The sequence below is a fragment of the Streptomyces sp. NPDC047079 genome, from assembly GCF_040643755.1.
GTDB lineage: Bacteria > Actinomycetota > Actinomycetes > Streptomycetales > Streptomycetaceae > Streptomyces.
On sequence record NZ_JBEYUZ010000020.1, the window covers coordinates 39,509 to 61,149 of the forward strand.

At 67.7% G+C, this 21,641-nt stretch carries 15 protein-coding genes; 7 read left to right on the forward strand and 8 right to left on the reverse strand.

Annotation, left to right across the window (positions count from 1 at the left end; translation table 11 throughout):
* Positions 1 to 13 precede the first annotated feature (13 nt).
* The 3 genes from ABZ823_RS23570 (at position 14) to ABZ823_RS23580 (ending at position 6,090) form a co-directional block, all read left to right on the forward strand.
* Positions 14 to 3,136: an RNaseH domain-containing protein gene (locus ABZ823_RS23570; protein ID WP_361663716.1), complete on the forward strand. Its 3,123-nt coding sequence runs from the start codon at positions 14 to 16 to the stop codon at positions 3,134 to 3,136.
* A gap of 157 nt (positions 3,137 to 3,293) precedes the next feature.
* Positions 3,294 to 5,444 carry an ATP-binding domain-containing protein gene (locus ABZ823_RS23575; RefSeq protein ID WP_361663719.1) on the forward strand — a complete coding sequence of 717 codons (2,151 nt, stop codon included), beginning with the start codon at positions 3,294 to 3,296 and terminating at the stop codon, positions 5,442 to 5,444.
* A complete protein-coding gene (locus ABZ823_RS23580; RefSeq protein ID WP_361663722.1) occupies positions 5,431 to 6,090 on the forward strand; it encodes a DUF2290 domain-containing protein in 660 nt (219 codons plus the stop codon). The genes ABZ823_RS23575 and ABZ823_RS23580 overlap by 14 nt, the downstream gene beginning before the upstream one ends.
* A 227-nt stretch (positions 6,091 to 6,317) precedes the next feature.
* Here the strand turns inward: ABZ823_RS23580 and ABZ823_RS23585 are convergent, their stop codons facing one another.
* The 3 genes from ABZ823_RS23585 to ABZ823_RS23595 all read right to left on the reverse strand — a co-directional run bounded on the left by ABZ823_RS23585 (position 6,318) and on the right by ABZ823_RS23595 (position 10,198).
* Positions 6,318 to 6,785 (reverse strand): hypothetical protein, encoded by a 468-nt coding sequence (locus ABZ823_RS23585; RefSeq protein WP_361663725.1) that lies wholly within the window; start codon positions 6,783 to 6,785, stop codon positions 6,318 to 6,320.
* A gap of 717 nt (positions 6,786 to 7,502) precedes the next feature.
* Positions 7,503 to 8,876: a DUF4041 domain-containing protein gene (locus ABZ823_RS23590; protein WP_361663876.1), complete on the reverse strand. Its 1,374-nt coding sequence runs from the start codon at positions 8,874 to 8,876 to the stop codon at positions 7,503 to 7,505.
* 2 nt (positions 8,877 to 8,878) lie between these two features.
* Positions 8,879 to 10,198 (reverse strand): hypothetical protein, encoded by a 1,320-nt coding sequence (locus ABZ823_RS23595; protein ID WP_361663728.1) that lies wholly within the window; start codon positions 10,196 to 10,198, stop codon positions 8,879 to 8,881.
* Positions 10,199 to 10,578: 380 nt separating this feature from the next.
* On the opposite strand from ABZ823_RS23595, the gene ABZ823_RS23600 reads away from it, so the two are divergent.
* Complete coding sequence (locus ABZ823_RS23600) at positions 10,579 to 11,841, forward strand: hypothetical protein (RefSeq protein ID WP_361663731.1); 1,263 nt, start codon at positions 10,579 to 10,581, stop codon at positions 11,839 to 11,841.
* Positions 11,842 to 12,023: 182 nt separating this feature from the next.
* Here the strand turns inward: ABZ823_RS23600 and ABZ823_RS23605 are convergent, their stop codons facing one another.
* From ABZ823_RS23605 to ABZ823_RS23615, 3 genes are all read right to left on the reverse strand, one after another.
* A complete protein-coding gene (locus tag ABZ823_RS23605) occupies positions 12,024 to 13,316 on the reverse strand; it encodes a hypothetical protein (RefSeq protein ID WP_361663734.1) in 1,293 nt (430 codons plus the stop codon).
* A gap of 37 nt (positions 13,317 to 13,353) precedes the next feature.
* On the reverse strand, positions 13,354 to 14,217 hold the full coding sequence (locus ABZ823_RS23610; RefSeq protein WP_361663737.1) for a hypothetical protein: 864 nt from the start codon (positions 14,215 to 14,217) through the stop codon (positions 13,354 to 13,356).
* Positions 14,218 to 14,382: 165 nt separating this feature from the next.
* Positions 14,383 to 15,600 carry a hypothetical protein gene (locus tag ABZ823_RS23615; protein ID WP_361663740.1) on the reverse strand — a complete coding sequence of 406 codons (1,218 nt, stop codon included), beginning with the start codon at positions 15,598 to 15,600 and terminating at the stop codon, positions 14,383 to 14,385.
* Positions 15,601 to 15,756: 156 nt separating this feature from the next.
* Here ABZ823_RS23615 and ABZ823_RS23620 point away from each other — a divergent pair, with 156 nt between their 5' ends.
* Together ABZ823_RS23620 and ABZ823_RS23625 are read left to right on the forward strand one after the other, a co-directional pair.
* The gene (locus ABZ823_RS23620; protein WP_361663743.1) at positions 15,757 to 17,796 is read left to right on the forward strand and encodes a helix-turn-helix domain-containing protein; all 2,040 of its coding nucleotides are present in this window, start codon (positions 15,757 to 15,759) and stop codon (positions 17,794 to 17,796) included.
* Between the two features lie 200 nt (positions 17,797 to 17,996).
* On the forward strand, positions 17,997 to 18,323 hold the full coding sequence (locus ABZ823_RS23625; protein WP_361663747.1) for a nucleoside triphosphate pyrophosphohydrolase: 327 nt from the start codon (positions 17,997 to 17,999) through the stop codon (positions 18,321 to 18,323).
* Positions 18,324 to 18,440: 117 nt separating this feature from the next.
* Here ABZ823_RS23625 and ABZ823_RS23630 read toward each other — a convergent pair whose 3' ends face one another.
* Together ABZ823_RS23630 and ABZ823_RS23635 are read right to left on the reverse strand one after the other, a co-directional pair.
* Positions 18,441 to 19,781 carry a methyltransferase domain-containing protein gene (locus ABZ823_RS23630; protein ID WP_361663750.1) on the reverse strand — a complete coding sequence of 447 codons (1,341 nt, stop codon included), beginning with the start codon at positions 19,779 to 19,781 and terminating at the stop codon, positions 18,441 to 18,443.
* Between the two features lie 21 nt (positions 19,782 to 19,802).
* A complete protein-coding gene (locus ABZ823_RS23635; protein ID WP_361663754.1) occupies positions 19,803 to 20,747 on the reverse strand; it encodes a LysR family transcriptional regulator in 945 nt (314 codons plus the stop codon).
* Between the two features lie 335 nt (positions 20,748 to 21,082).
* On the opposite strand from ABZ823_RS23635, the gene ABZ823_RS23640 reads away from it, so the two are divergent.
* Entirely contained in the window at positions 21,083 to 21,640 is a 558-nt protein-coding gene (locus ABZ823_RS23640; RefSeq protein WP_361663757.1) for a hypothetical protein, read from the forward strand.
* The last annotated feature ends 1 nt before the right edge of the window (position 21,641 follow it).

The window sequence follows — 21,641 nt, forward strand, 5'->3', positions numbered from 1 at the left end:
GGGAAGCGCTGCCATGGCGCCACGCACCAGGTCAGGAAAGCTGGCCGCCCACACCCTGGCCTTCCGCTGCGTCGAGCCGATGCTCGACGACATGCATGCCTGGGTCTGGGAGTTCCATGACGACGTCCGCGACGAATGGGCTGTGCTGGGCCAGGTCGCCGGACGGACGAAGAAGAGCCTGCGTACCGCCGGCGGGGAAACCGACTACTTCCTCATCCCGTACTCGATCGTGACGACCGTTCTCAAGCAGCTCACCGGCGGGTACGTGTACATCGACCGCAAGCTGCGCTTCATGGTCACGCTTGAGAAGGTCGAGGCCGACACCCTGCAGACGGTCTTCACCTACCTGGAGGGAATCTGCCGGGGAACCCCGCTGGCCGACATCCCCTTCGCCACGCAGTCGAAGGTGGCGGACCTGGTCGCCGAGACCGAGCCGCGCCGCCTCGCCCTGAAGCAGTACCTGCTGCCCCAGCAGTCGTCCGCGGCCGGGCAGGAGACCCCGCCCGTGCCCAACCCGCCCAACTGGGCGTATGAGGCGATCCGATGGCTGCTGGCGATCAAGCTGGCGGGCAAGGACTTCCTGGACTACGCGATGGAGCCCGTCCGGGAAGTACAGCGGAACGAGGACGGCACACCCAAGCTCGACAAGAACGGCGAGCCGGTCGAGCGCACCAAGCGGTGGAAGAGGGCAGACAAGCCCGCCACGGTGCGCTACCGCCCGGTGAGCACCGGAGAGGTCATCGCCTGGAACAACCCCATCGGCCCCGCCTTCGTGGGGCACGGCCACCCCCTCAGCCCCGAGGCCCTCGGCAAGATCGGCAAGCAGTGGCCCACTGATTCGAGCCGGTCCGACGCCGAGTACGCGCACTCCTACCTCTCGGCCAAAATGGTCACCTACCCGGCGTTCACCGAGCCGGTGTTCCTCTTCGACGCCCACATGCGGCGCATCGACAACACGCTGATCTACTCCAAGACCGCCATGGTGGAGCAGAGCGGCGACAAGCCCATCCTCACCGTCTCCCTCCAGGGGCGGGGCGCGCTGCGCGGCACCAACCGGCATGCCCTGGAAATCCTGTCCGTGCTGGAGGCGGACCGCTCGGCCCTGCGCGCGGTCGACGAGCGCGCGCAGAGCGAGAAGGACGCGGTGGCCGCCGCAGCGGCTGACAAGAGGAAGGCGTCCTTCACCGCGCCCGCCCCCGGGACGGTCCGCCCCATCGTCCCCACCAAGCGTTCGCACGCGGTGGGAGACGGGGCCGGCACCCACCACCTGCGGATGCTCCTGGAGCACGTGCACTCCGTGTTCGGCGACACCGTCGAACCGGTGGTCCTGCACTCGGACGGCAACGTCTTCGCCCAGCGCACCTTCGAGCAGCTGGACGAGGCGGCGAAGGAAGAGAAGAAGGCCCGCAAGAAGAACAAGGACCACAAGGGCGAGGTCTCGTTCGTCGACGGCTTCGGCCTGCCCTCCCCCGCCAGCGTTCTCGCCTGCGTCAAGCACGCCGGCTACCAGGGGCTGCGCTTTGTGTGCCTCTACTACCGGCAGCAGACCCGGATCCGCATGCTCAAGGGCCTGGCCCACATGTACGGCCAGGATCCCGATGCGTTCGATCCTCAGAAAAAGGAGCCCTACCCGCTCGGCGAGGGCATCGAGATGGTGTTCCTCGAGGCGGAGGAATTCCTGCGGCACGGCAGCGACGTCAACCGCGCCCGCGAACTGGACAGGCTGCGCGCCTCGGCGGCCCGGGAGGGCTGGCTGCTCGCCGCCTGGTGCGAGACCGAACTGCCCGGCGCCGACTCCGACGACGCGCGCACCTACAAGAACGCCTCCACGATCGCCCGGGAGCTCGCCACCGCTGACGCCAAGCACCAGACCCGGCGGGCCCTGTCCGATGCCCGCATCCCCTCTCAGTACGTGGTCGGCGCCAGCCGCAAGTACAAGCGGAAGGACCAGCGGGCCGAGGGCGAGCCGGCCTACGAGATGAAGACCGTCACCGCCCCGCTCATCCCGTGGGACGACCACCCCGTCTTCATGGGCCTGCTCGACCTGCACCGCTCCCTCGGAGTCGTCGACCAGCGCTTCGAGCAGGCCCTCTACAACCCCGGCGACCCCTACCCGATCCCGCGCATGGCCTTCTGCGGCATCCACATCCGCAAGCAGAAGTCCGACTGGGCCCTGCGCGGCCAGCCCAAGCGCATCATCACCGCCGCCTGCCTGGTCCCGCCCCGTACCCCCGGCGGCGACTGGCGGCACATCGCCTGGACCAACCTGGATCCGGAGCGGCGCTGGCGCGACTACGCCGAAGCGCAGAACCTCTTCCACTCCCTCAACTACCCCCTCCACAAGGAGGACGGCGACGACGACACTGCCCGCTGGGCACAGGCCGGCCAGGACGTCCGCGAGGCCCTGCGCAAGCTGCCTGACAAGCTCATGGGGCTTCCCTACGCCCTGATCGTCGACGGCCACGCCTGCCGCCGCGCGTGGCCCGGCCTGCACAACAACAAGCAGGGCGCAGCCGAGGACCCGTCCGACGACAGGCTCTGGCTTCCCGCCCAGGGCCTGGGAACGCAGCCGGTCAGTATCATCCGGATGAACTGCTTCCAGGCCGAGATGCCGCGCCTGGCCTACGTCACCCAGACACTGAAGGACGGCAGCGAAAAGGAGATCAAGACCTCCAAGGACCTCTACTACCCCAAGAACAAGCCGGAGGGCCATCCCTGGTTCCTGTTCACCGAGCCCCGCAACTACGGCCGCAAGCGGTACGGGGCGCAGAAGACCCGCTGGCGTGCCGACCCTGCCAGGGCGACGGGAGACGGCGATTTCGAGGAGAACGAGATGAACTCCCCCTGGTACGCCATGACCACGCGGGAGATCACTCCGTTGTACACGCAGCGCGGCTACGACCGGGAGGCAATCGCCGTCGCCGTGGCCCGCCTCTGCCATCAGGCGCTCAGCTGGTGCGACCGCACCCGCTACCCGGCGCCCCTGCACGCCGCGCTTCAGATGGACCTGGATCACCCGCAGTACCGCAGGTCCGCGCCGAAGGACGACGACGAGCAGCAGCACATCATCGCCGAAGCCAGCGGAGGCAAGGACGGCGCTTTCCAGGAAACTCTCCCGCTCGACTTCTCGGGATAGGCCCACCGAACGGCTGACGGTCGGGCTGTAGAGGGCGCGGCCGGCACGGCCTGCCGAGATCATTGCTCTCACTAGGATGGAGCGTCCGTAGCGCGCTGCGGAAGTCCAACGGGAAGTGGCCCCACAGCCCGTCGAGCCGAAGAAAGTTGCGTCGCGAATGGCCCTGCAGGTGGTGTACGGCGAGAGCCGTGATCGGATCCGCGCCTCGTTGCTGGCGGAGCAGCTGCGGGAGGTGACCGACGAGGGAACTCTGTATCTCGGTTATCCGGTGTTGGCGACGGCTGATGAGACCATTGAAGTGGATGCCTTGATGGTCAGCCAGGCGCACGGCTTGATCGCGTTCTTGTTGCCCAACTCGATCCCGCAAAGCCCGGAGGACTGGGAAGAGGCGCAAGCTCGTCAGGACCGGCTCTACGACGTGCTGGACAGCACCCTCAGCAAGCACAGCACGCTGCGCAAGCGCCGTTCACTCGCAGTGGACATCACCACGGTGACCGTGTTTCCCGACCGTGTGGAGGCCCCGGAGTCTGACGCCGAGGGCAGCATCTACAGCGATCTGCAGGACGTCGCGGCAGACATCGGCCAGTTGCCCGGTCTGGATGAGTCTCTTGAGCGGGCAGTCCAAGCGGCGCTGCAACGTGTGACCACCATGAAGCCGGTCAAGAAACGCGCCTCGGTCCAGGACGGCGCTTCCCGCGGCGCTGTCTTGAAGATCATTGAGGCGGGGATAGCCAACCTGGACCAGTGGCAGAAAAGGGCCGCCATCGAGACTCCGGAGGGACCGCAACGAATCCGCGGTCTGGCCGGGTCCGGCAAGACGGTGGTGCTGGCGCTGAAGGCTGCCTACCTGCACACCCAACACCCCGACTGGCGTATTGCGTTCACCTACTACTCCCGGGCACTGCACGAGCAGATCGGCAATCTCGTCACCCGGTTCGCTTTCGAATTCAGCAACGACCGCCCGGACGAGGAGTATTTGCAGATCATGCACTCGTGGGGCTCCGCCTCACGTGCCGGCCTCTACAGCGAAATGGCCCGCGCGGCCGGGACCACGGCGCGGGACTGGAACTATGCCCGTGCCACCTACGGAATGGACGATGCGTTCCAGGGAATCTGCCGCGAACTGCTGACGATCGTCCGGGAGACGCGTCCGGACCCCATCTTCGATGTCGTTCTCATCGACGAGGCGCAGGATCTGCCGCCAGAGTTCTTCCAACTGGTCTATCACTTCACCAAGGATCCCAAGCGGATCGTGTGGGGCTATGACGAGCTGCAGAAGCTGTCGGAGTCGGCGATGCCCAGCACGGACGAGCTCTTTGGCACCGGCCCGGAAATGGAGAGCCTGGTCAGCATCGTCAACCGGGATAACGAGCCGAGAAAAGACATCGTCCTGCCCGTCTGCTACCGCAACACTCCCTGGGCTCTGGCCACCGCGCATGCCCTGGGAATCGGTGCCTACCGCGAAGGCGGTCTGCTGCAGCACTTCGGTGAACCGGAGCTGTGGGCCGACATCGGCTACGAGACCGTGCGCGGTGAGCTGGCGCTCGGCGAGCGGGTCGCCCTGCGGCGCAAGCACGACAGTGCCCCTGCCTACTTCCGTGAGCAGCTAAGGGTGGACGACGCCGTCGTCATGCAGGCCTTCGACAGCCAGGAAGCACAGGACATCTGGGTGGCCCGGCAGATTAAAAAGAACCTCACCGAAGACGAGTTGGAGCACGACGACATCCTGATCGTCCTGCCCGACGTCTACCGCGCGAAGTCCCGCGCCCCGCGGCTCATGCGGACGTTGCGCGAACATGACATCTCCTCCCACTTGGTGGGCGTCAATACCAGCGCGGACACGGTCTTCGTGAGGGACTCCGTCGCCCTGGCGCACATTTTCCGCGCCAAGGGCAACGAGGCGCCGATGGTCTACGTCGTCGACGCCCAATACGCGGCCCACGACTACAACGCCGTCACCCGTCGCAACACGCTCTTCACTGCCATCACACGCAGCCGGGCCTGGGTGCGGATCGTGGGCTACGGCGACGCCATGGGCGTGATCTCACGCGAGGTCGACACCGTCCGGGAGAAGAACTTCCAGCTGGAATTCACCATTCCCAGCCGCGCGGAGCTGGACCGGATGCGGCAGGTGAACCGGAGCCAGTCTGCACACGGCCGAGCGTCGGTGAAACGGGCCACCGAAGGCCTGCAGATGTTCATGGAAGCCTACGAAGCAGAAGAGATCGACCTCGGTGACATCCCCCCTGCCTTGCGCACACGTCTGATGACCAAGCTGAGGGAAGAGCTGCCGGGTGACGACGCCTAGAGCCGTCCGCGACGACATCAACAACCTCCTCGACTACCTGCTCAACGCAGACATCGCCGTGTACATCAACCCGGTGTCCATCGACGGCACCAGAGTCTCGTGGCACTCACTCAATCCCAGCATGCCCTTCCTCACCCACCGCGGGGATCCCGGTCTGGAGGACTACCGCCGGTGGGTGGAAGCCGGCGCCTTTTCCGCCTCCCTCTTCGACGGAGCGCTCCTGCAGCTCACCTACGACGTGGAAGGAGGGGAGATCACCGGCCACCGACTCGCCTACATACCCGCGCCCTACCGCATGGACGAAGACATGGTCCGCGTCGACCCCCTGCTGGACGTCGTCGACATCTACGTGGCAGATAACCCCACCAGCATGGTGCTGCACTCGGCCGTACGCTTCGACTACGACCCCGCCTCCGCCGCCCCAGGGCACCCGGCCTCGCACCTGACGATCAACTCGGCGCACTGCCGGATCGCCTGCGCCGCGCCGATGCACGTGGGACGGTTCGCCGACTTTGTTTTCCGGCACTTCTACGCCGATCTGTGGGCGGCGCACCGCGGCTACTTCACCGGGGGCGCCACCCGCCATATCGGCGAGCGCACCCTCACCGACGACGACCGCACCAGCCCCCACCTGATGTGGAACTAGGCCCTGAGCTGCCTCGAGATGCAGTCATCCCCGGCGTGAACGCCGGGGATGACTGCAGGAGACCCGGTAAGTCCATCCGCGGGTGAACGCGTCGACCACCAGAAGGGAGAGGGAGCAGAGGGGCGGGTGGTGCCGGTGCACGGGCGGGCAGACCAGCTCCGGCCGTCGCACCGCAGGCGGTCCTCCGGGCCATCAGGGCGGCTTGGCCGGTGCGTTGTGCTGCGCGCTCACCCGCTCGCGGGCACCCTGCGCAGCGTTTCACTCCAGGGCTTCGGCCTCCGGCGGGACTGCCGGACGGGGCCTTCGGCCGGCTGAACGGTGGGTGAGGAGAAGCCGCCAGGAATGCCCGGGCGTGCGGGCATCGGCAGCTGGGCCGCCGGCACCTGCCCGTCCCGGCGCCAGCTCGCGCCGGAAGGTTGGGCGACGCGGGCCAGGATGCGGGCGTTCGGGATCAGCGGGGCGCACGCCGCACAGACCTCCTGGAGTGTCCAGACACGGCCGACAACGGGATCGTGCTGCAGGACCAGCGCCACACCGCCCGCGCAGTGGGCGGGCGTGTCCGGGTGGGCGGCACACTGCGTGGAGCCGCAGTGGCACCAGGCGTTGGCGTGGACGGTGGCCACCCGCGCGTGCGCGGCAGCGTGCTGCGCGGCGAACGCCCGCAGCCCGGCCAGGTCCTTGGAACGGGGCGGCATCCGGCACGCCGCGGTAGTGCAGCTGACGGTAGCGGTCCGGTCGGCATGCCCGGTCAGACGGACCGTCCAGACCCGGCCGGGAACACGCTCGGTGGAAGGCTCGCTGGCAGCAGTCGTCACGGGCATCCGTTTCTAAAGGGGTCGATGTCGTAGAGCAGTCCACTATGAGCTACCCGGCACCCGTCCGGACACCAACTTCACGCCGGCGCTTTGGGGTGTATTGAGCGTCGTGGGCTGGCAGCCGCTGCTGCGGAAGCCGTCAACGGAGACGAGGTTCCGGTCCGTAGACGCACGCGCGGCCCAGGCAGAGGAGCCGGGGCCGTAGGACGTGCTCATGGTTGTGAAGGGGCGGTCGCCTACGCGGCGAAAGGCTCCATGAGGCTTCAGCCGAACGATCGTCCTCATGGGCAATAGGTGAGGCCCGGGGACACTGTCCCCTCCACAACCACACTCCCGTAACACGGGCCGGCGGTCCTGCATTCCCGTAGAGGGTGCGCCTGCCGGGTGCCCAACCGGCAACAGGCGCAGGCCCAACCGGCGACAGGCGTGTCCTTCTCTGTCCCGCCGACGTTGCACGGTACCGTGCTGGGGGGGAGCCACCTCCGTGGTAGCGCACAGCATCACCGAACTGCACCAGGGCAGCGGATGGGAGTGTGCCTGCACCGAGGTCGAAGGACACCAATGTCGCCGGCTCTGTCCCTGACCCTTCGATCGCACTCAGCTCCGCTGCGGCCAGCGGCTACGGCTCTGGAAGTACTCGGGAGCCGCGGGTTCCTCCGTGAATTCGAGCAGGCCACCTACCTTGTCTGCCAAGAGTGCTCGCACCTCGGATGGTGTGGCGAAGAAGAACTCGCGTCGTTCGTTGACGAAGTTGACGCGGCGCGCGGCGAACGCCTTGTGGAGTTCGGACTCCAGCGTCACGGCGTCCTCAGAGAAGAACATCGCGTGGACGTCGTACCGGAACGGCACTGAAGCGTCTCCGAGTTCCCGGACGCGGTCCATCGGCTCGAGGCGGCGGGTCATGCCGATCTTGACGATGTTCGGGCCGAAAGCGCCTAGGTTGGAGATGACGTATACGTAGCCGGCGCGGATGTTCGCAATGCGGTAGTCGTTGGCTGCGATGGCTTTTTCGATGTCAGCGAGGCGGAGCGAGAGCTCAGCGACAGCAGTGTCGTCGCCTTTGGCCCTCAGGGAGTCCAGGACGCTGATGTAGTGCGCTCGCTCCTTCTCGAGTCGCTCTTTCTCGGCGGCCAGCTCCTGCTCAGCCCGGCGCTGTTCGCGAAGGAGCTGGCGTTCCTGGCGAGCGCGTTCGCGCTCTTCTTGTGCCTTCATCTGAAAGTCTGCGGTGAGTTCGAGCTCAGTGATGCGCAGAGCGTGATACTCGGGGTTGATCCGCATCTCCATGATCACCCCCAGCTTCTCGATCGCGGTGACCGCCGACTCCAGACGCTTGCGCGCGGCGCGCACGTTCCCCGATCGCAGCGAGCGCACGCAGTTGTCGGCCTCCGCGTTGTAGGCCCGCAGCATCAGTTTGGACAGGTCACCGACGAGCTTTCGCCCTCGGGCCAGGGACCCGTCGAAGGTGAACATGTCGGCAGCGAGGATCGCGCGGCCGCTCTTGATGATCTCGTCGATCTGGCCTTCGAGGCTATGGAGACGCTCCTTGTAGGCTGCAGCGTTCTCCAGAGGGTGGTGGTAGCGATAGATGCCGACGTCCTGTAGTGCACGCTGGTCGCTGAGATCGATCACCTGGGCGCCGCTGTGCGCGGTGGCGAGCTCGGCTTCGAGAGCGGCGATACGGGCCAGCAACGGCGCAGGGTCAACTCCGTTCACCGGCTGCGCAGTCGGAGGAGCGGCAGATGTCTGATCCTGCCTGAACTGAAGTGTTCCCGGCGTTGGGCCGGCAGGATCCTCGGCGGCCGGCGTGGTGGTGCACACATCGATGCTGTTGTCCGATGCGGACGCGTCGTCGGTGACGAAGAGCTGCCAGCCGGGCGGTGGGGCCGGCCAGGCCGGGTCGGGTTTCCATCCCTGTGGAGGTGTCCAGCCCTCGGGCGGCGTGGGCCACCCTGGCGGTGGGTTGAATCGCATCGTCACTGCCCTCGAACCCGGATGCCGCGGCTGGTGTCTGCCGCTACCAGATCGAAAGGCGACTTCGACAGCGCGGCACCCAGGTGCTCCAACGTGGCCTGCGGGACAACTCTGGCCAGGTCGAACCCGTTGAACGTCTCACGTTCCGCGGCAACGACAGCAAGAGGAACGGTGGCCGGGCGTCCCGTGGCCGGGTCGATGGTGTCGACGCCGACCGTCAGCGCGATCGAGTGGATCTTTCCGGCACGGTCAGCCTCGAAAACCTCGTGGAGACTGCGGACAGCGACCTGCCAGACCGCGTTCGCGTACCGCTCTTTCTGCTCACGGACCGGCAACCTGCTTGAGGTTATCTCGTCTTTCGACTTCACGTACCGGTACGCCTTGACGGAGGGCACCGTTGAGGGCTCTGGAACGCTGACCGTGAGCGTGAGTTCCCGCGACTCGAGACGGAACGCATGGTCGTGCTCGACCGGGAAGACCTCGGGGTAGACCGAGTTGGACAGGACGATGCCGACGTACTCCTGGATCGCTGACTCCACATCGAAGGCAAGATCGTTGATGAGCTTGGAGAGCTCGGCGTTGTGAGCCGACGCCTCTGCCTCGCGCTTTTCGCATTCCTGCCTGTGCTTCTCCTCGGCGGCAGCCAGCTGGGCCACACGCTTGGCTTCCTTCTTCTCCCGCCGAGCCACAGCCTCGGCGTGGCGTTGGTGGAGAGCGTCCCTGGCACGCTCCCAGTCGCCATGCGCCTCCTCGAAGGCGGCCCTGGCCCTCTCGACAGCATGCTGGTGCCGCTTCTTCCCGCCGAGCACAGCGGAGAGTCCCGTGGGTGCAGCCGGCTCCTGATACACCGGCTCAGGACCATACTCCGGCTCCGCAACCACAGCCGCAGGAACAGCCAGGCGACCCGGCTCGAACGGAGGATGCTCGACCTGCGAGATCTTCAGCGCTTCGAGATCGACATAGTCGTCCACATCCAGAGTCCAGGCGAGCAGCCCGTCGATGTCGGCAAGATCGCTGGCCAGATCCGCATTCTTGGACTCGACCTCGGCCAGCCGGGACTCCACCAGGAGCCGCGCAGCCTCACGCTCCGCAGCCTTCTTCTCCACGGCCGACGCTCTCACCGCCGCCGCCTGCGCACGCTGATGTGCCTTCATGGCCCGTTCGGCTTCGCGCAGCGCTGCAACATGAGCACGATGCGCGGCAGCCTCCTGCTGTCGTCGACGTTTCTCCGCCTGCTGCGCCTGGTAGTTCAGCTCCGCGAAGAAACCACGACGTCTGCCCATAACGTCCCCCCAGAAGCCGGTGCCGAGAACTCCCAGCACCGGGAACTCAAACTTTCTGTGTCACCGTAGCGACGATCACTGCCACCGGGAAGTTGATCCACCATTCGCGCGGGCCAGGCCAAACACCTGCCACGAACCACTTCTCCCCAACGGCGGACAGGTACACGTCGCGCCGTACCACCCTGAAACCGTGCACCACCCGCTCCTCCTGAGCCCCCGGCACGGTTCTTCGACCCCCGGGGTCCAGCCCAGCACCAACGACCTGAGCAAGCCCCTGCTCGAGGGAGAAGCTTGCCACAGGGCCATCGGCTTGCCCGGCCAGGTCCGACGACGGGAGACCGAGGAGAACGCGACGCTGACCACCTCGCTTCTATGCAGCGCTCTTCCAACACACCACACTGTGACTTACCGTCAGTTTCATGGCCAACGGGGTGTTTCACACCAGGTACGACATAGAGATCAACCTGACGTACGAGGACCTCAATAACCCGGACTACGACGGACTGCTGGAAGAGATCACCCAGCCCGTCGGGCAGCGGCCTCGGGACCTGCTCCAGTGCCTGAAGGATTACAAGGGCGAGGAGTGCCAGTGCGCTCTGGCCGGCAAGTCGCCGTGGATGTTCGTGCGCCGCCAGCGCAGCAACGGGCAGGTGACGTGGGTCGCGGCGCATCTGCCGCTCACCCACACGGCGACACCGCAGGAGAGCGACAAGCACAAGGCGATGAAGGAGCGGATCGCGCGCACGGCAGAGCGGCACGGACTGGGTGTGGAGACCGAGGCCCGGTCCCAGGACGGACGCATCATCACCGACGTGCTGGTGACCGGGGCAGGCGCCCGCGTCGGATGGGAGGCCCAGTACTCCCCCATCACCGCCAACACCGTACGCCGGCGCTCCGCCAAGGCCCGGGAGCGCAACATCGCGCCCCTGTGGGTGACCGCCGATGCCACATCCGCACTGATAGACCGCGCTCCCTGGACCCGTGTCGATGACGTGCCCTGGCAGCGCATCGCCTCCCCGCTCACCCTCATGATCCGCGCCGGGGTCCGGCACCTGCAGATCTGGAAATGCACTCCCAGCAGCGAACGGCCCTGCCCCGCAACAGGTGACGTCTGCGGGATGTGGCACAGCGGCTGGTTCCTGCCCGCGCTGTGCATTCCCCAGGAACGGGCCACGCCGCTGGATGAACTCGTCGTCACCAGTGCCGACGGCGAACATCTGCCGGTGCGCTCCCGCGACCCGCACGATGCCCGGCGCGCCTCCTATCTGTGGGCCCTGGCACGCGATGTCAGCCGCTGGCGCGAGATCACCGGCGAGACCAGTGTCCCGCCCGAGTCCGGGCCGGCCGACGACGAGCCGGTCACCTACACCGAACAGGAACTCGACAGCTCCTGCCACTACGGAGAAGAAGGCCCGCACACCAGCAGTCCACGCCCGCAACGCGAAAGGACCTCAGCTGTCGGGCTGCACACCTTCGACCACGCCCCCGACGACGCCCTCCTGCAGCCCACGAGACCCATCGCTTTACGCTTGTCCCCGCGCGAGCGCCTCGTCGTCGCAGCAGAACTGAAGTGCCCGCCCTGGGAAATCGGACCCTGCATGCTGTGTGCCACCCCCATCCACCGCTACGGACCCCGAAGCCCCAAAGCCTGCCCCGCCTGCCGCCTCACCGCCGGAACCTGATCCCGTGACCGCCATCCCGGGCCGCGTCACTCAGCAGGAATGAGCGCGCGTTTTCCCCATCGTTCTTCGTCGGCGTCCTCCGGAGCCTGACTGCATAGACCCGGACGATGGGCAGATGTCGCAGATATCGCGTGGCGAAGGTCTTGCTCAGCAAGTGAACGCCGCCCGGGTACCCCATCGGCTCATTTCCGCTTGGGCTCGTACGGGCTCCAGCCACGCAGATAGGGGCGCAGATCCTCTGGTGTGATCGTCGGAGGGTCCGGTAGTCGCGGGTTCTGGAGTACGGGGTCGATGCGGTCGGCATAGGCCCGGACCCAAGCGGTCCAGGCCGTGACTCCTTCGGCCGACGCGGGATCGGTGTCCTGATGGTCTTCCAGTGCGTCGCAGTAAGCGCGAATGGCAGCGGCCTCCTGCCAGGCCTGCACCTGCGTACGCAGGGTCTTCAGCCGGTGGTCTTCCACCAGGGCGGTGCGAGCCTGCTGCATCGCGGTCAGCCAGCGTTGGCGTGTCTCTTCCTCTTTGCACTGCTGGGCCTGCCGTCGTTCGTAATCGGTCTGTGCGCGGTGGGCGATTTCTCGCAGGAGGGCGGGGAGTTTGTCTTCCAGGCGCCAGCGTTGCCGGTCTCCCCAGTGAGAGCGGCGGCCTCGATGGGCGTAGGAGTGCTGGAGGCTGAGGTCGAGTTGATGGGAGGGGCGTGTGGTGTGTGCGGTCACGCGTTGCCAGGCGTACTTCGCGCCGCTGGGGTCGGGGACCTCGTAGGCGCCTTCGTGGAAGGAGAGCGGGAAGGAACTGTCGCCGATGGTGATCACCAGGCTGGCTGCTGAGCCGGACTCGGGGTTGCTGACCGTGTACTTCTTGGCTTCTGCTGCATGGCAGAGGGCGTGGAGGATACGGCGGGCGCGGGGTTGGCACTCGGGGCAGGCGGGGATGTGCGCTGTGGCGGCTGCGGGGTGCAGGTGGTCTGGGGGCAGGTCGTCGGGGACGGGAACGGTCTCGTCTGGGGGTGTGGCGCGTCGTGGTGGTGGCCCTGGGCGCAGGGTGATGACCAGGTCGCCTTTGTCTCTTCCGGTGTGCTGGAGGTGGTGGCCGTCGGGGACCAGGTGGTCTGCGCGTGCGGCGTGCAGGGCGCGGCGCCAGCGGGCGCGCTCGTCCGGGGTGGGGTTGGCGATGTGCAGGGTGCCGTCGGCTTGCTGGAGTCTGGTGATCAGTTCGGCCGCCTCGGGTGTCGTCGGCGGGGCAGAGGTGCTCGGGTGTGGGGTGAGCGTGGCGTCGGTGGGAGCGAGGTGCTGGAGGCCGGCTTCGGTGGGGGCGGCGGTCCAGCGGCCGTCGGCGCGGGTCGTGGTGACCAGGCCCCGGTTGCGCAGGGCGTAGACGGTCGCGGCGAGGCCTGAGTCGTCGGAGGTAATGGGTGTCTCGCCGTGGCAGATGCGGCGCAGGGCGTCGAGTTGGCGCTCGTTGAGCTTGGTTCGGGCCACGGATCTTCCTGTCGTTGGTGCCCGGGCGGTCGGGGTGTCAGTCGTCGCGTTCGGCCTGGCGCAGCGTCTCGAGGGGGATGCCGAGTTCGCGTTCGAGCCGGTCGGCGGCTTTGGTCTGTCCGGCCTGGCGGAGGCAGCTGATGGCCTGTTCCGTGAGTTTGCCGATGCGGAGTACTTCGTCGCGCAGGGCCTTCAGCTCCTCGTGGCTTTCCACCGCATCGGTGCCGCACCACTGGCGCAGCAGGTCGCGGGCGGGTTTGGAGCTGTGGTCGACCTCGGCGCAGATCTCGGGGCTGATGTAGGTGCCGGGGTTCTTGCCGCGGCCGCGGTAGTAACGGCCGTAGATCGCCTCTTGCTGTGCCTGGCGTTCGTGTTGGTCCAGGAGGGCTACGAGGTGGTCGGCCTGGGCGCGGGCCAGGAGGCGTGCCACCTCGACGGTTGTGGGCCAGGGTGCGGTCAGCGTGCCGTCGGTGTCGGTGAAGGCACGCGGATCGGTGTGGAAGAAGTGTTCGGGGACGTCGAGGAGCGCGGCCAGGGCGGGCACGTCTTCGACGTACAGCAGGCCCCGGTCGCGGTAGTTGACGCCGAAGGTCACCAGCCCGTCCCACAGGTGCTCGTCGAACAAGATGATGACCGCCCGGAACGCGGGATCCTCCTCGTCCGGGCTGTCTTTCGTCAGCTCGCTCCACTGCTGCTCGCGGGCCAGCCACGCATCCTTGTTCTGCCAGAGGACGCGCAGCCGGGCCGGCGGCACCCACTCCTCGCGGCCCTCAGCGTCCTCCGCGACGAAGCGCACTTTGATGCGCACCGGGCGCTGTGCGCCGATCTTCAGCACCTCGACCTCTCCGACCGGGCCGTGGTGCGGTGCCGTTCGGTGCGCCCACCGCTCCCCCACTTCCATACGCCGCTCCTCCTCGCGTCACCGTCACGTCCACCATCCTGCTCCCGCTGCACCGCGGGGGCCGTGATTGTGGCTCCACGGGCCGACCTGTTCCGGGAGTGCCTTTCACACCGCCTGGAGGTACGAGGCGGGGCCTGGGGCAGGCCCCGTGGTCGTCGACGAGGTTCAGGACCGGCGGAACAGTCGCCGCAGGGCTTTGCGCAGCCGGGCCAGCCGCGGCCACGCAAACGTGATCGAGGCGGACGGCGTCGGCTGCGGCTGCGGCTCCGGCTGCGGCTGCGGCTGCGGCTGCGGCTGCGGCTGCGGCTGCGGCGATGCTGCCGTGTCTTTCTCGGCCGTCGCCACTGGCCGTGTCGGGGCCGCGGCGGGCGTAGGGGGCAGCTGGGTCTGTGCCTCCTTGAACTGGGCGCGGGCCTGGGCGCGTCGGTAGCTTTCGCGGCCGTGTTGGACGCGTTCCAGCTCAGCCATGGTCTTGGGTGCGGCAGCCAGCAGTGTGGGGGTGGTCAGGGCCCGCAGCGGAACGGGGACCAGGCCCCACCAGGTTGCATCCGTGGCCGGCTGGGGGTGGCTGATCTTCCAGTCCCGTTGGGAGGCGGCTGGGCCTGTCCAGTTCTCTCCGCTGCGGGGCTGGTGGAGAACGGCGTGTCCGCCGAAGGGAATCAGCAGGAGTCCCTGGGCGCGCCAGGCGACGGCGACGGGTGTGGCGGCCAGGCGGCGCTGGGTGGCGGTGGGGGTGAGGCATTCCAGGCGCTGGTTTTGCCGGTGGAGGCGGACGGTTATGTGTCCGAGGTCGTGGGTGTGGGCGGGGGTGAGGCGGTCGTACAGCAGCCAGTGACGCGTGGTGGTGTCGTGGGCCGCGTGGGCCAGTTGATCGGCTTGGTGGGGGGACAGTTCGCTGGTGTAGGCGAGGTGGACGGTGGTGGTGCCGTGCGGGGCGTGCAGCCGCACGGCCAGCACGGGTGGGCAGTCGCCGTCTGCGATGGCGGTGACGGCCAGCTCGATGTCCGTGCCGGTCTGGGCGGTGTGGAGGTGTCGGGCCAGGGTGCGGGCGTGGCGGACGGCGGCGGGGACGCTGGCTTGGCGGGCCGGGCTGGCGTTGCAGCGGTCCGGGTCGTGGCGGGTGTGGCGGAAGCGGGCGGTGTAGTCGGGGCGGGTGCGGGGGCCGCAGTACTCCAGGGGCAGGCCGCAGGCCAGGCAGCGGTAGCGGTCCTGGGCGCGCCCGCGGGGCAGACGCTGGGCAGGGCCGGCGGAGACGGTGAGGTCGAGCAGGAGGCCGGTGCGGGTATCAAGGGCGATGTCCCCGCTGCGCGAGCGCGGCCAGCGGGCAGGTGCGGTGCGGGCCGGCACGGAGGCGGGGGCGGGCTGGTTGGTTTGCGCGGTCATGGGCGGGCTCCAAGACGAGGTCCGGGGAAGAGCGGTTCGTCTTGAGGTTGCGGCGGCGGGGAATTGTCCACACGGGCCGCTGAGGGTTCGTGCAGGTCGGCTCTGGACATTGTTGGCAATGTCCAGGACAACGTCATGGTGCAGGTGGGGGCGGGGATGGCCGACGGCAAGAAGCGGGGGCGTAAACCGGCACCGATCCGGGCGGAGACGCCTGAAGCACGGCGGCTGACGGTGTTTCTGCGCGAGTTGTGGGAGCGGTCCGGCAAGACCTACAACGATCTCGCGGCGGAGCTGAACTGGTCGCGTTCCAGTATCGGCAACCACTACAGCGGCGCTGTCCCGTCCCGCCGGGTCGTGGTGCAGCTTGTGGAGGCGACCGCGTTGCCGCACGAGGTGGAGCAGAAGAAGGCGGAAGCGGTCCGCCTGTGGGAACGCGCTGCCAATCCGCCCTCCGCCCAGGTAGCCGTGCGCCAGCAACCGGCTGGCACTCCCCCTGTGGTGGCCCGCTACCTGCACGACGGTCGTTCCCGGTTATCCGAGGCCGACCAGCAAAGCCGTCGGCTGGCCAGAGAGTTGGCGACCGCTCAGGAACTGGTGGTGATGCTGACTGCGCTCAACACCAGCCTCGACGCCCGCCTGCAGCAGCTGGCTGCCGCATCGGATGAGGACGACAGCGAGCAGGCCCAGCAGCAACTCGCCGAGGTGCTGCATCATTTGGAGCAGACGCAGAAGGATCTGGTGGAGGCCCGTCTGGCCCGTGATCAGGCAGAAGCGCTGGCCGCGACCGCCCGCCGCCGCTGTCTGGAGCTCGAAGAAGAACTTGCCCTGCTGCGGCTGCTCGACCCCGGCACCGGCTCCTCCTCTGGATCTTCGGAGCCGGAGGAGGGGCCGGACCTGGATACACAGGCGCTGCTCTCCGACCCGGCAGAAGCACTGCGTACCGCCCGGCGTCTGCTGGATGAGGGGCGCGTCTTGCGTGCAGAGGCAGCCGATTTCCTGGGAGTGGCCGCTTCGACTGCCGCCACAAGCCAGGTGACACGGCGCAGCGAGCGCTGGCAGGCCTCCACGCTCGTGCTGGGGCGGGCCCTGGGCTGCGTGCTGGCCATGAGCAGCGCGGCCGTGCAGGTCGCCACCCCTGCCACCTGGCACCTTCTGACCGCTCCAGTGCTGATGCTCGGTGTTGTTCTGGCCATCGACCCATGGCACTGGATCGCCGTGGCCTGGCCCTGGATACGCTCCGTCATCCGCCGGGAACCGCTCCCGCGACAGCTCCCGGTCCTGCTCGGTGACCTCGCTCCCCGACTGCTGCGCGGCCTGACCGCAGTACTCGCGGCCGCCGGGGCCGGCTACACCACTTCCCTCGCCCGCAACGATCACCTGTGGTGGCTGTCCCTCACCCTGCCGGGCACCGCGGTCATGGCGCTGGTCACGGTGTGCGGCTACGACCGCTATCTGGCCCGGACGCTGCGCGCGGCACTCGCCGACGTACTCGCCGACCTCAAAGCCCCGGCCATCCCCGCCACGCAGCCGCCCTCCGAGCAGCGGCGGCTTCCAGTGCGGCAGCGGTGGCTGCAGATCCTGGACGGCCGGTGGATCGACACCCGCGCCGATGAAATCAAGGCTTTCCTGCGCCAGCCTTGGAGTCCGCACACGCCCTGGTGGCTGTTGATCTGCGTGATGCCGGTGGTGTTCCTCGCGCTCGCTCCCCTCGGTGTGGTTCTCGAACGGTTCTTCAGCCCCCTGGCCGAGCATGCGGGCTCGGTGTGGGCCACCATCAACCAGCCCGTCACCCGCTTCCTCGCCACCCACACCCGCGGACTGCCGCTCACCGCGTCAGCAGCCCACACGCTGTGGCTGACAGGCGGAATCGCCATCGGCCTGCTCTCCGCCGCCACCCGCACTTTCGCAGCCCGCCTCACCTGGGCACTGTGGGGAGCAGCAACCATCTGGATGACCTGGGACGGCACCCCCGCCACCACCCACCCCACAGCCACCGGCCTGACCGCCCTCGTCTGGGGAACCGCCTCCGTCATCGCGCTCAACGGCCTCGGCTCACGCCCCCGCGTCACCACCATCAACCTCATCAACGACGTCCACAGTCCGGTACGGGATCACGACTCCCCCGACCCGTCCAAGAGCAACACGAGAAGCCACGAAACCAACAGCACAAAGCAACCACCATCGGCCCCTGCATGATCTGCGCCGGCTACGGCCCCTTCCGACGGCTCGCCGCCCGCTTCCGCGCGGCTGGCGCTGGTTCTGAGCCATCCTGGAGCCGAACGGGTGGGAATGGTGGTTTACATGGCGAGTGGTGAGGCGATTTGCCTAGGCTCCCTCGGCATGAAGGGGCGGCCATCGGGGCTCGCCTCGCGGTGATGGGTGCAGGAGAACAACCGGTGAACCGTAAGAGCGGGTACGGCAAGTTGGTGCGGGACCGGATTCCGCAGATCATCCGCGAAAAGGGAGCCGAGCCAGTCACCTACGTCGCGAGCCCGGATGAGTACCGCAACCGCCTGCGGGACAAGCTCGGCGAGGAGGTCACCGAATTCCTGGCGGCCGACGATGCCAACGCGCCAGAGGAACTTGCGGACGTACTGGAGGTCCTGCACGCGCTCGCCGCAGTCCTCGGGGTCGACGCAGGGCAGCTGGAGAAGATCCGCGAGGCCAAGGCGAGTGAGCGCGGAGGCTTCGCGAACCGAATCGTCTGGACCGGCAACCGCTGACCGCGCGGCTCCTCGGCCGTTACTGGGCACACCGCGTCGTGCGTGACTGAGTACGTTCACTGGTATGCGGCTTCGTGCACCAGGCCGCAGGCGGCTGAAAATGTTCGCCGGTGCGCCTTACGCCGTCGGCTTGGTCAGGACGGCATAGCAGACCCCGGGCAGCGGCAGCGCTGGGGCGCCCTCGGCCAGCTGGAGCCCGGCCTGACGGGCGAGGGCGATGATCTCGCCAGGGCTGATGCCGCGTTGGAAGGTCCCTTTGGACTGGCTGGACCAGAATCCGTCGTGATGGATGCTCCAGCCGCCGTCCGCGGCGGCCTTGGTGATTTCCTCGGGTGAGCGGGTCACCACCACGACGTGCCCGCCGGGGCGGGCGAAGGACGCCGCGTCCTTCAGTGCCTGAATGCGTTGCCAGGGATCGGGCAGTACGTTGAGGACGAACATCGAAGTGACCAGGTCGAACCCCCTCCGCTCGGGCCGGGGCCAGCCGAAGTCGTCGTGTGGGTCGAAGCCCTCCGCCTCCAGGCCCGTAGCACGGTAGTGGGCGACATCGGCGCCGCGGCCGCATCCGTGGTCCAGGATGGTTCGGATGCCGAGCGGGCCGGTCAGGTGTTTGGTCACCGCCCGGGAGGCTGGAGAGGGCGCCTGGCGGCTCATCGCCGTCTTGTGGGGCTGGTACTCCCGCCTTGCCGGGGCGTCAGCCGGGCGGTCGCCGGTCAGCTCGCTCAGCGCGAAGAGCACGTCGTCCGGCTCGGCCGCCTGCAGGGTCAGCGGCAGGTCGATCAGTAGCGCGGAGTGGTCGGTGAAGGCCGCCGGGCCGATTCGCACCGAGTCGTCCACGGTGATGGTGGTCGTCGCTGTCAGATGGTCGCTGAGCAGGGCGAGATCGCAGCGGAAGCGGCTGTGCCTGCCGTTGAAAACCCGCTCGAAGGTGAAGGCTGGCGCCTCCTCAGCGGTGGTGTCGACCAAGCCTGCTGCTTGCGTCAGCTGGTGCAGAGCCGTGCGTTCGGCCTGGGTGGTGAAGTCGCTGGTCTCCTCGCCGAACGTGCCGTCCGCGGGGCGGGGGGCGAGGTTGAAGTCGCCGCAGGCGAGCAGCGGGCGTCCCTTCTCGGCGGTCACCATTTCGGTGAGTTCGGTCAGCTGGGCGGCCCGGGCGGCACTGCCATAGGCGTCGAGATGCACCTGAAGGACAATGAGCCAGTCCAGTTCGACCCGCTGCACCCATGGGGCGGGCGAGGAGACGGTCGGTGGGGCAAGGTTCTCGTTGGCCCAGGCGGCCAGGTGCCCGTCCCCGCCGGCGAGCGTGAAGCCCGCCAGGGCTGGCGGCGTACGGTCGGCGGGCTTGAACGGTTCCTGCGCGAGCAGGATCTTCACGCCGTGCTCGCGCAGCCAGGTGGCGAGGTTTGAGCGGGCGCCGGTGGCGCCGAGACGCTTGTTGAGGTTGACCGAGGCCAGCAGCACGAAGGTCCTCCAGAGCGGGGATTACAGGGGTAAGGGTTTGTTGGAGGCAGCCTCGTCGCGGAAGGCGTCCCACAGGATGTTCAGGGGGTGAGAGGCGTCGTACGTCTCGCGTTCCCCTTTGCGAGCGAAGACGCCGGAGACCAGTTGGAGCATGGGGGTGAAGTCGTCGGCGAAGTCGATGAGCCGGAAGCCCTCGCTGGTGGGCAGTCGCCCGTCGATGGCGGCCTGGCCGATGGAGCGGGCGCACAGCATGCACCCGTAGGTCATGCGGGACCTCAGCAGGGCGAGTCCGTAGTAGATGTCGTCGATCTCGGCGGCGATCTGCAGCTGTGAGCGGAAGTCGGGCCCGTACCAGCGCTCGACGAAGTCTGTGATCACCCCGCGTGAGGGGATCACCAGCGGCAGGCTCCGCAGCCGGTCGACACCGACGGTCTTGGCCGCGAGCTCGCGGACCGGCAGGTTTGTCAGGAGGGCCAGGCCCTCACGATGCCACTCCAGGAAGTCGTATTCAGGGGCGACTTGCTCGACGGCGGCGTCGGCCGCGAGGCCGCCGCACAGCAGGTCGACCTGGTTGGAGTCCAGGCGTGTCCAAAAATCGCGGGTCCGCACATGTACGACCTTCAGTTCGACTTCCCGCTCCAGCAGTGTCGGGGCGACCCGCTCCCATACTCGTCCCAGGAAGCCGAGGGTGAATTCGGTGGTCCCCACGGTCAGCGTCGAACCGAGTCGACGGCGGGAATCAGCTATGCCCTGCAGCCAGTCGGCGAAGGTCGCCCGCGCCCGCTCGACGACCTCCAGTCCGGTCGGGGTGAACAGGAAGTCCTTGCCCCGGCCCTGCTTGACCACGAGCAACTCACCAGTCAGAGCCTGGAAGTTGCGGTTGAGGATGTCGAGTTGCTTCTGCACGCTGGACTGCTCGCGTCCCAGCATCTTCGCCGCGGCCAGCGCGGTCCCCGCCTCTCTCACGGTGATCAGGGTGCGCAGCTGGTCCCATGTCAGATCCAGAAGGTCTGGAGAGCACGAGATCAGGTCGGCACGGCAGCCTTCCGGACCCGGCACCCTCAACGGTCCGGACGATAACGACGGCACCATGACGCCTCCTCCTGACGCGGCCTCGCCCAGCTTGCACTGTCCGCACGGCCAGCAGAACTGAACTTCTCCGCATTTCACCCCGAGAAAACCTTTAAATGTCCGACCGGACATATAGATATCGCGGACTAGCCGGGGGAACATTTCAGCAACCGCCTTCGATTCGAAAGGCGATGACCACAGCACTGCCTGAAACCCCCGGGGGATGAACCATGCTCTCAGCCGAGTCGATCACCTCGCTGATCACACAGGACGTTCTGGGGTGGTCCGGCCAACTCCGCGGCGACGGACTGCTGTTGACGCTCGGCTCACCGCTGCAACCGCTGACCGCGTCCAGCACGCAGGTCATCGACCTGGCTGACCAGGCAAGCATCGACGACCTCTACGGTGAGCCGGTCACCGACTGGACGAACTACGAGATGATGCCCGGCGAGATGCTGCTGGGCGCGGTCAACCAGCCGCTGCGGCTCGGCGCTGGTGTGATGGGCATGATCGGCGGGCTGAGCCACCTGGCCCGTGTCGGTCTGGCCGTCCACGTCACCAGCCCGTTTGTTCTGCCCGGCTGGAACGGGCATCTGACGCTGGAGCTGGTCAACACGGGCCCCGCCGTCCTGCGCCTGTACCACGGCATGCCGCTGGGGCGCCTGCTCGTCTTCGCTCTGGACAGCCCCTGCTCCGACGACGTCGCATCCCACCCCTTCTACGGTCGCGAGTCCGACCTGAAGAGCCGATACGCCGACGAGTTCCCCGCCAACCCGAGTCAGAGGTGAT